This is a genomic window from Anaerolineae bacterium, from assembly GCA_016931895.1.
GTDB lineage: Bacteria > Chloroflexota > Anaerolineae > 4572-78 > J111 > JAFGNV01.
On record JAFGDY010000317.1, the window covers coordinates 1 to 13,095 of the forward strand.

The window sequence follows — 13,095 nt, forward strand, 5'->3', positions numbered from 1 at the left end:
CATATCTATCTCGTAGCATAGTCTTTGGTCTCCTTTGGTTCACCTCCGACTATTCTACTCAATCGACACTTTTGCACCAGAAACTAGGTTAGGCTTTTCAGACAGGCTCTACAAAATTCTAAGGAGAGCCATCCAATGTCATTGGCTAAAAAATTTCTCACCGTAAACGGCAACCAAATAGTCAACCAGGCCGGGGAAACCGTTGTGCTGCGCGGTTTTGGCCTGGGCGGCTGGATGAATATGGAAAACTTTATCACCGGCTATTCCGCCAATGAAGAAGCCCAACGCCGGGTTGTCCGCCAGAATCTGGGCGATGAACTGTACGAGTTTTTCTTCGACCGCTTCCTGGAATACTTCTTTACCGAGGGCGATGCCCAATACATCCAATCATTGGGCCTAAATTTGCTGCGCCTGCCGGTCAACTATCGCCATTTTGAAGATGATATGCAACCCTTTATCATCCGCGAGGCCGGCTTTAAACACCTGGACCGGGTGATTGACCTCTGCGCCCGGCACAACATCTACACCATTATTGATCTGCATGCCCTGCCCGGCTACCAAAACCAGGATTGGCATTCCGACAACCCCACCCACAAAGCTTTGTTTTGGCAGCACAAACACTTTCAAGACCGGGCGGTCAATCTGTGGGAAGCCTTTGCCCAACGCTACAAAAACAATCCCTGGGTGGCCGGTTACAACCCCATCAATGAACCCGGCGATCCCAGCGAGGAAAAAATTGCTCCTTACTACCGCCGCCTTTTTGACGCTATCCGGGCCATTGACCCCCATCATATCATCTTCTTTGAAGGCAATCGTTATTCGCAAGATTTTCATATGTTTGGCCAACCTCTCTCTAACGTAGTATACACTAACCATGATTATGCCGCGCCCGGTTTTGTTTATAGCAACGTTTATCCCGGTGAAACCAGAGGCCAGTATTATGATCAAGAAGTGCTGCAAGAAATTTTTTTGGAACGCAGCCAGTATATGCTAAAAACTAAAACCCCTATTTGGGTTGGCGAGTTTGGCCCCATGTATTTGGGCCAACCGGAAGTTGACGCGGCGCACTACCAGGTGCTCCGGGATCAGCTAAAAATTTATGCCCATTATCAGGCCAGTTGGTCCATCTGGCTTTACAAAGACATTGGTTTGCAGGGCGTGGTTTATGTGGATCCGGAAAGCAAATGGCTGCAACGTATCCGGCCCATTCTGGAAAAAAAAGCGCGGTTGGGCGCGGATTCCTGGGGCGGGATGGATACCCACATCCGGCATGTGATGGAACCAATAGAAACGCTCTTTGCCGCGGAGTTTCCCAATTACAACCCCTTCCCCTTTGGGGCGCGATGGCAAATTAATCGGCTTGTCCGCTACATCCTCTTGGCTGAACCGCTGTTGGAAGAATTTGGGGCGCTGTTTAAGGGCATGACTGAAGCCGAAATTGACGAAATGATGCAATCCTTCCGTTTTGAAAACTGTCTTCAACGGACAGAACTGGCCGATATACTTCAAGCTTATGCTTAATGAACGCGGTTGAAGTTATTGATTTGATTAAAATCCTCCTTCCCAAATAGGTCTGCCTCAAATTTTAGGACAGACTGGGCGGCGCGGGGAGTATCCTCTCGAATTTCTTCCGATGTGTCCAGAATTTTAGGAATTCTGGACACCCCTTCCCAAAATCCCGTTTGACAAAACAAATTTTTTATTGTAGAATAGGCTCGCGTTTCCGGTAACGTTACCGGAAATGTTGCCGGGAACGATGTCGTCTGAGCAACAGAGGTCAACCGTGAGCCGAAAGTCAAACCCTACCATTAGAGATGTGGCCCGTGTGGCCGGCGTGTCGGTTTCTACGGTATCGCGGGTTCTGAATGATAAAGACGACGTGGCCCCGGAAACTTATGAAAAGGTTCAACAAGTTATTGAGGAATTAGGCTATACTTCAAGTTTGGCGGCCAAAGGCATGCGCAGCCGTTGCACAAATGTGCTTGGTTTGGTGGTGCCCGATGTGAACGACTCTTTCTCTATTCAGGTGATGAGGGGGGTCAATCAGGCCATTAAAAAATTTAACTATGATCTGATTGTTTATACGGGCGGCAATAGCCGGATGAGCAGATGGCCGATCCGAGAACAACAATACGTTTCCCTGCTCAATGGCAGTATTACCGATGGCATTATTGTGGTAACCCCCAGAGCCACCAAATTTTTTACTCACTATCCGCTGGTGGCGGTTGATCCCCATCCAGAAGATGCAGAATTTCCCGCTGTTATTGCCACTAATCGAATGGGCGCGCTGGCCGTGATGGAATATCTGATCGGCTTAGGGCATCGGCGCATTGGTTTTATTGGCGGCCGGACCGATTTGCAAAGTGCGCTGCGGCGATTTCAAGGATATAAAGATGGTCTTTGCCAGGCCAATCTGCCTCTGGAGCAAGAATTGATTCAACCCGGTGATTTCACCTATGAGTGTGGCTACGCAGCTGCGCAAAAATTACTAAATTTGCCCAACCCGCCAACCGCCATCTTTGCGGCCAACGATCAATCCGCTTTTGGCGTGCTCAAGGCGGCCCAGGAAGCCGGCCTGTCTATTCCCGCCGACCTGTCCCTGGTTGGCTTTGATAACACGCCTGAAGCCGCCTACATTGACGTTGGTTTGACCACGGTTGATCAATTTATTGACAAGATGGGCTACGTGGCCACGGAGATGCTGGTGAGCCTGATTCAGGGCAACTGCCCGGATAGTAACCTGTACAAAATACCCACACGGCTCATCGTGAGAGGTTCTTGCTGCCGGGCGGTTTAAGCAAAGTCTAAAAGGAGGCGCCTATGATATTAAAGTGATGATCCCTAGTTGTTACAGGTTCAAAGTCAGAATATATAGCAGAAAGGGAGAAAGAACGTGAAAAAGTTAATAATCTTGGTAGTTGTTCTGGCGGTGCTGGTTGCTTGCGCTCCGGCAGCTACCCCTGAAGTAATTGAGAAAGTTGTTGAAAAAGAGGTGGAGGTTACGCGCATCGTTGAGGTCGAGGGGACTCCGGTAGTTGAGACCGTGATCGAAACGCAAGAGGTGGTGGTGACGGCCACGCCCGTGCCAGTGGAAAAAGAAGAAGCGCCTGATGTGCTGGGTGTTTTGCCCAGAAATGAGACGGTGATTGCCGACATCCTCACCGGCCGCGTGGGCACTCCTGGCAACTTTAACGATTGGGTGGGGTGGAAATGGCGAGATCGCGGCATGCAAAACCTGGCCTGGGAGCCGCTGTGGTTGGTTGACTTTGCCACCGGCAAGATCATCAACGGTCTTGCCGACGGGGATCCGATTTACAGCGACGACTTCACCACGTTGACCATTCCTCTCCGCCAGGGCGTCGCCTGGCACGACGGCGAGCCGTTCACCGCGGCTGACGTGGTCTACACGATTGAAACGCTCGTCAAGTACGATGGCTTCAACGCTCATAGTTACTTCGCCGACAACGTTAAAAGCGTGTCTGCGCCCGACGACTATACGGTTGAGATTGAGCTAACGCAATCGAATTCGCGTTTCCACACCCGGTTCCTCGACCGTTGGGGCGTCACTCACATTATGCCCAAGCATATCTTTGAAAAGGAGGCTGATCCGGTCGCGTTCGAGTTCAATCCAGTTGTTGGCACCGGGCCGTACAAACTGCACAGTTACGATGAGAGCGGGTTCTGGACTATCTGGGAAAAGCGAGAGGATTGGGATAAAAGCCCGACCGGCATTATGTACGGTGAGCCAAAGCCCAAGTACGTTGTCCTCCAGTATTTTGCCAATGAGGGTGCCAAAATTTTGGCTCAATTGACCCACCAGGCCGACTATTTAAATCTCTCGTCGGATGGGCTTAAGGCCGTGTTGGCGCAGTGCGAATCGTGCCGGGCTTATCAGCCCACTTTCCCCTGGGTGGTGAACAACGACCCGTGTATTACCGGCATTGTCTTCAACTCAACCATACCGCCGTACGATAACAAAGACGTCCGCTGGGCGCTGCTGCTGGCCATTAATATTCCCGAGTACATGGGCATCGCCGTTGATGGCACCGGCGTATTAAGTCCGGTCCACATCCCGTCGCTCGGTACTTACCCCGAAAACTTTATTAAACCCATGGTGTCGTGGTTAACCGACTTTGAATTGGATCTGGGCAACGGCGAAAAATTCAAGCCGTACGACCCCACCGCTCCCGCTCAAGAAGCGGAGTACGCCGTGGGCAGGGGCTACATCTTCCCCAATGACCCGGCCTACATCGAAAAGGCGTTTGGCATTGGCTGGTACAAGTACGCGCCCGACGAGGCCGCCAAGCTCCTTGAGAAGAACGGCTTCTCCAAAAACGCCGATGGCCAGTGGCTTCTGCCGGACGGCGAGCCCTGGCAGATTAGGTGTGTGAGCAATACGGACACCACCACGCACGGCTATAGAAACTGCATAGCCGCGACCCAGCAGTGGAAGAAGTTCGGCATTGACGCGGAACCCTACCCCACGGAAGCGGCGGCAGATTTGAACAACACCGGCGACTTTGAGGTTTCAGGCAACTGGCCGGCTCAAGAACCCTGGGGCGCTGGCCCTGACCTGTACCGCACGCTCGACTTGTGGAACTCCGAGTACGTGAAGCCGAACGGTGAGGTAACCGGCGGACAAGTGGGACGTTGGTCAAGCCCGGAGATGGATGCCGTTATCAAGAAACTGCGCGAAACCGACCCCACCGACTCCGAAGCGGTGATCGAGGTCGGTATCGAGGGTCTCAAAATTGCTGTCACCGAGATGCCCGGCATCCCCACCTATGGGTACGTGGGCTTCATGTCATGGGACGAGACCTACTGGTCCAACTGGCCTGGTAGTGAAAATGCCTACACCCAACCCTATGCCCACTGGGGTAACTTCAAATACATGATGCCGTTCCTGGAACCGACCGGCAAGTAATTTGTAAAAATATCGGTCCGATTTCCCCGGGTGGGCGATAAAGCTCGCCCGGGGAATATTCAATGGCTAGAGAAGCAGAGGAGAAAACAGCCTTGACATTTATCAGACGCTATCTCATTCCACGGCTTATTCAGTATGTTTTAGTCACTTTCCTGGGCATCACCGCCGTGTTCTTTATTCCTCGTTTCTTGCCCAATGACCCGATTGTCAGAACGATTACGGCCATACAATCGCGGGGCGCGACTCTGGACCCGGCCACGATAGATGAAACTGTGACAAATTTGAAAAGGATGTACGGACTTGAAGGTTCTTGGCTTGAGCAGTATGGTAACTTTTGGTTGAGGTTGTTCCGGGCAGACTTTGGCGTTTCTTTCTTTCAGTTTCCCACGCCGGTGAGTAAGTTGATAGGCATAGCCCTGCCGTGGACGGCCGGCCTGCTGCTGACCACGACGTTCCTCAACTGGACACTTGGGAACATTATTGGCGGATTGGCCGGTTATTACTCTCGCAATCGCTGGTCGCGGGCCCTTGATGCCGTGGCCATGGTCATCCGTCCGCTGCCGTATTACATCTTTGCCTTTGCCCTGTTGCTGCTGTTAGCCTACTGGGTCAGGTGGTTTCCCGTTTCTGGGGGGACCGCCATTGGCCGGAAGGTAGCCTTCAATTGGCCCTTCATTAAGGATGTGCTCTGGCACTCGTTCTTGCCTGCCCTGTCGCTGACCATCCTGGGCGGGGCGGTCAACTTTCAGACGATGAAGCTGATTGTGCAGAACGTCAATGCCGAGAACTATGTGCAATACGCCAAGCTCGGCGGCATCAACGAAAGCAGGATCGTGTCGAAATACGTGATCCGAAACGCGATACTGCCGCAAATTACGAATCTGGCGCTGGCGCTTGGCCAGATTTTCAGCGGCGCCCTGATTACAGAAATTGTCTTCTCCTATCCTGGGCTTGGCACATTGCTTTACAATGCCATCGTTACCGGGGACTATAATCTGATTATGGGCATCACAACCATTTCGATTGTGGCGATCACAACGGCAATTCTCGTTGTTGATCTGCTGTATCCTTTCTGGGATCCGAGAATCAGATACATGTAAGGAGTGCGGAAATTGTGAAAACATTCAGAGACCTTTTCAGGGATTACAGGTTTGCGTTGAGTTTTTGCGTCCTGTGCCTGCTGCTCATCCTGGCTGCCCTGTCCATTTTTGCGCCCTACGACCCGACTCTCTGGGGAGTTGTACCAAGAGACCTAAAACCATCGTGGACCTATCTCCTGGGCACCGATTCCAAGGGGCAAGATATTTTCTGGCAAGCCACGTTTGCGGTGCGTAACTCGCTAACCATCTCGGTGATTGCGGCCACGGCGTCGCGGATTATCGCGATTTTGGTCGGCATGGTGGCCGGTTATCGGGGTAAGGGCGCCGACAGGGGTTTGATGTTCATCAGCGACAGCCTGCTGGTGATACCGTTATTTCTCATCATCGTATTGTTGGCCATGTTGGTGCGGGATAGGATGAATCTCGTCACATTGGGGTTGCTGCTGGCGTTTTTCGGCTGGGCCTGGGATGCGCGGGTCATCCGGTCGCTGATATTGAGTTTGCGTGAACGTGAGTTCACCCAAACGGCTATTCTCTCGGGCACCGGCACGGTGCGCCTGGTGCTAAACGAGTATATGCCCTACGCGACGCCCCTGGTGTTTTCCACCCTGATCAATAACATGGCCTGGGCGATTGGGCTAGAGATAACCCTGGCTATTTTGGGCCTGATCAACCCTAACCTTCCGACGCTCGGCACGATGCTCCAATCGGCGATTATCCATCAGGCGGTGTTGTTGGGGCGCTGGTGGTGGGTATTAACCCCGGTCATCCTCTCAATTTTTCTATTTGTGGCCTTGTACTGGCTTTCGGTCAGTATTAGCGAGTACCTCGATCCACGAACCCGGATCCAACGTGTCGGAGGGCAATAAGCGCTATGACGATGACGATACTCAGGACTGAACAACTGAAAACCTTCTACGTGCTCGACGTTTTTGGAACCCAAAAGGTAGTGAAAGCGGTCAACGAGGTTGACCTCGTGATTCGGGAGAACGAAGTCTATGGAATTGCCGGCGAAAGTGGCTGTGGCAAAACCACGCTGCTGAAGGCGCTGGTTGGGGCCATTGAGCCGCCGCTGAGACTGGTGGGCGGCAAGGTTTACTACCGCGTTAACGGCGAGGAAATTGATGTTGCTTCTCTTGGCCCAGAAGCCAAGCGCAGGCTGCGCTGGGAGTATATTTCTTACGTGCCGCAAGGTTCAATGAGCGTGCTCAATCCCGTGATTAAGCTGAAAGAAACTTACCAGGATTTTATTGAGAGTCATGTGAGCCGAAAAACTAGAGAGGAAGCCCTTGAGATTGCCAAAACACATATTGCAGAATTGGGCTTACCGCCGAAGATTTTGGAGGCTTATCCGCACCAGTTGTCCGGCGGCATGCGCCAACGGGTGACCATCGCCCTGGCTGCGCTGCTCAAGCCCCGGATCATCGTTGGGGATGAGCCAACCACGGCCCTTGATGTGGTTGTGCAAAGGGGAGTGGTGCAGCTTCTAAAGGATATTCAAGAAAAATTGCAAAACACAATTATTTTGGTCACGCACGATATGGGCGTTCAGGCCAATATCGCCGACCGGATCGGGATTATGTACGCCGGCAAGATGGTCGAAGAGGCCACCACTGAGAAAATTTTCGGCGAGCCGGTCCATCCCTACACCCAGTATTTGATTAACTCTCTGCCCAAGTTTGGGGATAAGTCAACCCGGGAGAGCGCGCCCGGCAGCCCGCCCTCGCTGATAGATCTGCCCAGCGGTTGCCCCTTCCACCCCAGGTGTCCCTACGTTTTAGATATTTGCACCAAACAAATGCCGGGTTTTATTGATTTAGATACCAACCACAAAGTTGCTTGTTGGTTAGTTGGAGAAGGAGAAAATGAAAAAAATTCTTGAAGTTGATCAACTGACCAAAGTTTTCTCCTTTGGGAGTATGATTTCGCGGGTTAGAATAACGGCCACCGATAAGGTATCGTTTTACATCAAACCGGCGGAGATTTTTGCCCTGGCCGGTGAAAGTGGTTGTGGCAAATCAACCACTGCCAGAATGGTTTTAGGTATTGAAGAACCAACCTCCGGGATGATCATTCATAATGGTGAAAAAGCCAAGAAAAATGAAAAAGTTTGGTTCACCCAGGACATCCAGGCCATTTTTCAGGACCCCTTTGGCACGTTCAACCCCTTGAGAATAGTTGACCGGTATTTTTTTGAAACTGTCCAGAATTACAAGCTGGCCAAAAATAAAAAAGCGGCCGTTGGTTTGATTGATCAAAAATTAAAAGCGGTGGGCCTTTCTTACGAAGAGTTTGTCGGCAAATATCCCAGCGAGTTCTCCGGGGGTCAGTTGCAGCGGATTTCCATCGCCCGGGCCTTGCTCACAGACCCCACCCTCCTGATTGCGGACGAACCCGTTTCGATGGTGGACGCTTCCATAAGAATGTCCATTGTGAATCTGTTCAAAAAGCTCAAAGAAGAGTTAGGCGTGAGCGTGCTCTACATTACCCACGATCTGGCCACCGCCTACTATATGAGCGATCGCATCGCCATCATGTTCAGAGGAAACATTGTGGAAATGGGGCCGGTGGAAAAAGTGTTGATGGAGCCTAAACATCCATATACCAGACTTCTTAGAGAGTCCATCCCTGAAGCGGACCCAGCTAAACGATGGGACAAAAGAGTTAACCTTTCTGAATTAGAACATGAGGAATACTTAAGAGAAGGCTGCAAATTTGCCGGAAGATGCCCCCTGGTGATGGATATATGCAAACAGGCCGCTCCGGCAGAAGTTTACGTTGACGGTGTACTCGTCAAGTGTTACAAGTACCCGGGGGATTAGGACGCTCTAGTTTGCTCAAATTTGCTCAAATTGCCAAAAAATACATTGTGACCGACCTCACTGGCGGTGAATTAAAAGGGTACCCCATGCGCTCCTATGCTGCCGTCATCAATCACTGCGTTTGGCTAATGATTGCCGTGAGCCTGATAGGGTGCGCGGCCTCATCTGAATCCGGTGAAATTGTATCAGGCTTTGCTCCAATTACCCCGCAATATCCCAATCTGTTTGCCGATTTGTTGAATAAAAGCCACGAAGAAGTTCAAGCCAAACTTGATGAAGCATGGCAACACCTTTTTTACGGCGACGACAATACCCAGCGCGTCTATTACCCTGTTGGCGAAGATATGGCCTATATGCTGGATGTTGGCCATAACGATGTTCGTAGCGAAGGTATGTCGTATGGCATGATGATTGCCGTACAGATGGACAAACAAGAAGAATTCAACCGGCTGTGGAAATGGGCCAAAACCTATATGTACCATGCCGACGGCCCATACGCAGGTTACTTCTCCTGGCACAACACCCCTGACGGCCAGGTGCTCGATGCTAACCCGGCCTCCGATGGCGAGGAATGGTTTGTAATGGCCTTACTCTTTGCCGCCAACCGTTGGGGCAATCGCGAAGGTATTTACAACTACCAGGCCGAGGCCGACAAAATTCTATACACCATGCTGCACAAAAGTAACGACAAGACCATTGCCACCAACATATTTCATAAAGACTCGCAGATGGTTGTGTTTGTGCCCAGTCGTGGAAAAGTCAGCGGCTTTACCGATCCTTCGTATCATCTCCCTCATTTCTATGAGTTATGGGCCAGGTGGGCCGCCGCAGATAATCAATACTGGCATGAGGCTGCCCAGGTCAGTCGTAACTTCTTCAAAATTACGGCCCACCCTGAAACCGGCCTTATGCCTGATTATGCCAATTTTGACGGCTCGCCTCAAAGTTTTGGCAGCGGGCCGGATCACGCCGATTTTCGTTTTGACGCCTGGCGAACTATCATGAACGTTGCTGTGGATTACGCTTGGTTTGGTCAGGATGAATGGCAGGTTGAACAAAGCAATCGTGTACTCAACTTTTTTGAGACACAGGGCCTCGATAGTTACGTAAATCAATATTCCCTGGCCGGTGAACCGCTGTCATCGGATCGTTCGCCGGGATTGATAGCCATGAATGCCGTGGCCGCGCTGGCTGCCACCACTGAAAATCGGGCCGAATTTGTAAAAGCCTTGTGGGAACTTGACCCGCCCTCTGGCCGCTGGCGTTACTACGATGGCATGCTCTACATGCTGGCCTTGCTGCATGTCAGTGGTCGGTATCAAATTTATGAGCCGGCCAGCTAACTTTGTTGGAGATAAAAAGGATGAAGCCTGAAACGACTTTTCCCTATCAAGATGTGCGTTTGTCCATTGAAAAGCGTGTTGCCGACTTGGTTTCCAGGATGACCCTGGCCGAAAAAGTCTCTCAAATGCTTTTTGACGCTCCGGCCATTGAGCGGCTGGACGTTGCCAAGCACAACTGGTGGAACGAGTGCTTGCACGGGGTGGGCCGCTCCGGCGTGGCCACGGTTTTTCCCCAGGCCATTGGCCTGGCCGCTACCTGGAATCCCAACCTGATTCACCGGATGGCCATTGCCACCTCTAACGAAGCCAGGGCCAAACACCATGCCACAGCCCGGCGCAGCATCCGCGAAATCTATACCGGCCTCACCTTCTGGACGCCCAATGTCAACATCTTCCGCGATCCCCGCTGGGGCCGGGGCCAGGAAACCTACGGCGAAGACCCCTATCTGACCGCTTGTATGGGCGTGGCTTTTGTCAAAGGGATACAGGGGGACGACCCCAAGTACCTCAAACTGGCAGCCACTCCCAAGCACTACGCCGTGCACAGCGGCCCGGAGCCGGAGCGCCATCATTTTGACGCCCAGGTGAGCGAACGGGAGATGCGCGAATTCTACTTGCCTGCCTTTGAGGCCTGCGTCAAAGAAGCCAGGGCGGTTTCCATTATGGGCGCGTACACCCGCGCCAACGGCGAACCGTGTTGCGCCAGCCCCACCCTGCTAGAAAAAATTCTGCGCCGGGAATGGGGGTTCGACGGCTACGTGGTGTCTGATTGCTGGGCCATCATTGACATTTACCAACACCACCGGGTGGTAAAAACGCCCGAAGAAGCCGCAGCCCTGGCCGTAAAAGCAGGCTGCGATTTAAACTGCGGCAGCACCTATCCGGCCCTGCTGGATGCCGTTGACCAGGGCCTGATTGACGAAGCCACCATTGACCAGGCCGTTAAACGGCTCTTCACGGCCCGCTTCCGCCTGGGCATGTTCGACCCGCCGGAGCAAGTGCCTTATGCCCAAATTCCCTTTGAGGTTATTGACTCGCCGGAACACCGCGCTTTGGCTTTACAAACCACCAGAGAGTCTATCGTGCTGCTCAAAAACGAGAACCAGACGTTGCCTCTGCCTAAAAACTTAAAGTCAATGGCCGTTATTGGCCCCAATGCCGATAGCTTGCCGGCGCTGCTGGGCAACTACAACGGCACGCCGGCTAAAGGCGTTACCCCCCTGGAAGGTATCCGCCAAAAAATTTCAGCCAATACTACGCTTTATTACGCCCAAGGTTGCGAAATTGCCGAGGGAGTGCCACCGCTCAGGATCATTCCCCCCACCTACCTTCGCCCGGCAGACGCCGAGGCGGGGGTAATGGGTTTGACCGCCGCCTATTACGATAACCCGGGTTTTAAGGGCAAACCGGTCCAAATTCAGGTGGACCCGGTGGTCAACTTCATCTGGAAAGGGACCACCCCTTTAACCGGCCAATGGGCCGATCACTTTGCCGTTCGCTGGACCGGCTACCTGGCACCGCCGGTTAGCGGTAGGTACCAGCTTGGCGTGAACGGTTTTAGCAGTTACCGCCTCTACCTGGATGACCGCCTTTTGGTGGAGTACAAGGATATTCACCATCCTGTTCTCAAAGCCCAGGATGTTGAACTGGAAGCCGGCCGGTTTTACCGGATCCAACTGGACTACGTGAGCGCCGGGCTTGACCCGCAGGTCAAGCTCTTTTGGGCTATGCCTCAAGTAGATTATAAGACCCAGGCGCTGGAGGTGGCCCAAAAAGCCGAAGTGGTGGTGATGGTGATGGGCCTTTCGCCCAATCTGGAAGGAGAAGAAATGCCGGTGCATGTGCAGGGATTTGCCGGGGGCGACCGCACCGACATCGCCCTGCCGCGCCCTCAAGAAGAGCTGCTCAAGCAAATTCATGCCCTGGGCAAGCCCGTGGTCCTGATTTTGTTGAACGGCAGCGCCCTGGCCGTTAACTGGGCCGCTCAAAATATCCCGGCCATTGTTGAAGCCTGGTATCCCGGCCAGGCCGGCGGCGAGGCCCTGGCCGACGTGCTGTTTGGCGACTACAACCCCGCCGGACGGCTGCCGGTCACTTTTTACAAATCCATAAACGACCTGCCGCCCTTTGAAAATTACCACTTAGAAGGTCACACCTATCGTTACTTCCGGGGCGAGCCGTTGTTTGCCTTTGGTCACGGTTTGAGTTACACCACCTTCAAGTACAGCAACCTCAAATTGAGCGCCAAAACTATTAGGCCGGATGAACCCATCTCTATTAGCCTTCAGATTACCAATACCGGCGAGCGCGCCGGGGATGAAGTGGTTCAGCTTTATGTGCAGGATGTTGAGGCCAGTGTGCCTCGACCGCTCAAGGAACTCAAAGGCTTCCAGCGCCTTAGCCTGGAACCGGGAGAAAAGAAAACCATTGTCTTTACTCTGTCGCCCGGCCAGCTTGCCTTTTATAACGATGAATTGAAGTTGATAATTGAGCCGGGATTGCTCAAGGTGTTGATTGGCAGTTCATCGGAAGATATTCGCCTGGTGGGTGAATTCAACATTGCCGGAGAAATGATAGAGATCGCTCAAAAAACTTTCTTCAGCACGGTAGAAACAAAATAGAACTTTGGCAAGCGTATTTGGAAGCGTGCCTATTCAGGTGGTAGCGGGGCCGGGGTCCTGGCCCGGTCTTGGGGGCTGGCAATAGCCTGTTCCATGAGCCGGAGGCGAAGCGGTCTCCACCCCTGCTGAACGGGGATTGCTTCGCTTCGCTCGCAATGACATGCTCTATACATGAGCCACTAATTCTTTTATCGTCCTCTTGGCTGGACTGGCCAGGATAGAGCCTGGGGCCTGCACGGTGACCACAATCTCCAGGGCGCCGGTAGCCCTGGCCAGCCGTAGGGC

General features: G+C 52.6%; 9 protein-coding genes. All 9 read left to right on the top strand.

Features of this window, described 5'->3' with window-relative positions; genetic code table 11:
• Positions 1-135 precede the first annotated feature (135 nt).
• The 9 genes from JW953_24455 (at position 136) to JW953_24495 (ending at position 12,810) form a co-directional block, all read left to right on the top strand.
• Positions 136-1,521 (top strand): cellulase family glycosylhydrolase, encoded by a 1,386-nt coding sequence (locus tag JW953_24455; protein MBN1995861.1) that lies wholly within the window; start codon positions 136-138, stop codon positions 1,519-1,521.
• Positions 1,522-1,756: 235 nt separating this feature from the next.
• Positions 1,757-2,797, top strand: a complete 1,041-nt coding sequence (locus JW953_24460) for a LacI family DNA-binding transcriptional regulator (protein MBN1995862.1) — start codon at positions 1,757-1,759, stop codon at positions 2,795-2,797.
• Positions 2,798-2,992: 195 nt separating this feature from the next.
• Complete coding sequence (locus JW953_24465; protein ID MBN1995863.1) at positions 2,993-4,924, top strand: ABC transporter substrate-binding protein; 1,932 nt, start codon at positions 2,993-2,995, stop codon at positions 4,922-4,924.
• A gap of 92 nt (positions 4,925-5,016) precedes the next feature.
• Positions 5,017-6,024 carry an ABC transporter permease gene (locus JW953_24470; GenBank protein MBN1995864.1) on the top strand — a complete coding sequence of 336 codons (1,008 nt, stop codon included), beginning with the start codon at positions 5,017-5,019 and terminating at the stop codon, positions 6,022-6,024.
• A 14-nt stretch (positions 6,025-6,038) separates the two neighbouring features.
• A complete protein-coding gene (locus tag JW953_24475; protein MBN1995865.1) occupies positions 6,039-6,893 on the top strand; it encodes an ABC transporter permease in 855 nt (284 codons plus the stop codon).
• Positions 6,894-6,904: 11 nt separating this feature from the next.
• The gene (locus tag JW953_24480) at positions 6,905-7,906 is read left to right on the top strand and encodes an ABC transporter ATP-binding protein (GenBank protein ID MBN1995866.1); all 1,002 of its coding nucleotides are present in this window, start codon (positions 6,905-6,907) and stop codon (positions 7,904-7,906) included.
• Positions 7,890-8,846, top strand: coding sequence for an ABC transporter ATP-binding protein (locus JW953_24485; GenBank protein MBN1995867.1), 957 nt, complete (start codon positions 7,890-7,892; stop codon positions 8,844-8,846). Before JW953_24480 ends, JW953_24485 begins: the two co-directional genes overlap by 17 nt.
• A gap of 86 nt (positions 8,847-8,932) precedes the next feature.
• Positions 8,933-10,189 (top strand): glycoside hydrolase, encoded by a 1,257-nt coding sequence (locus tag JW953_24490; GenBank protein ID MBN1995868.1) that lies wholly within the window; start codon positions 8,933-8,935, stop codon positions 10,187-10,189.
• 20 nt (positions 10,190-10,209) lie between these two features.
• Entirely contained in the window at positions 10,210-12,810 is a 2,601-nt protein-coding gene (locus JW953_24495) for a glycoside hydrolase family 3 C-terminal domain-containing protein (GenBank protein MBN1995869.1), read from the top strand.
• Positions 12,811-13,095 lie beyond the last annotated feature (285 nt).

Excerpts from the sequence above, each read along its gene's own strand:
- JW953_24455 (MBN1995861.1), top strand. The coding sequence starts at position 136 with ATGTCATTGGCTAAAAAATTTCTCACCGTAAACGGCAACCAAATAGTC.
- JW953_24490 (MBN1995868.1), top strand. The coding sequence starts at position 8,933 with ATGCGCTCCTATGCTGCCGTCATCAATCACTGCGTTTGGCTAATGATT.
- JW953_24495 (MBN1995869.1), top strand. The coding sequence starts at position 10,210 with ATGAAGCCTGAAACGACTTTTCCCTATCAAGATGTGCGTTTGTCCATT.
- JW953_24460 (MBN1995862.1), top strand. The coding sequence starts at position 1,757 with ATGTCGTCTGAGCAACAGAGGTCAACCGTGAGCCGAAAGTCAAACCCT.
- JW953_24480 (MBN1995866.1), top strand. The coding sequence starts at position 6,905 with ATGACGATACTCAGGACTGAACAACTGAAAACCTTCTACGTGCTCGAC.
- JW953_24485 (MBN1995867.1), top strand. The coding sequence starts at position 7,890 with ATGAAAAAAATTCTTGAAGTTGATCAACTGACCAAAGTTTTCTCCTTT.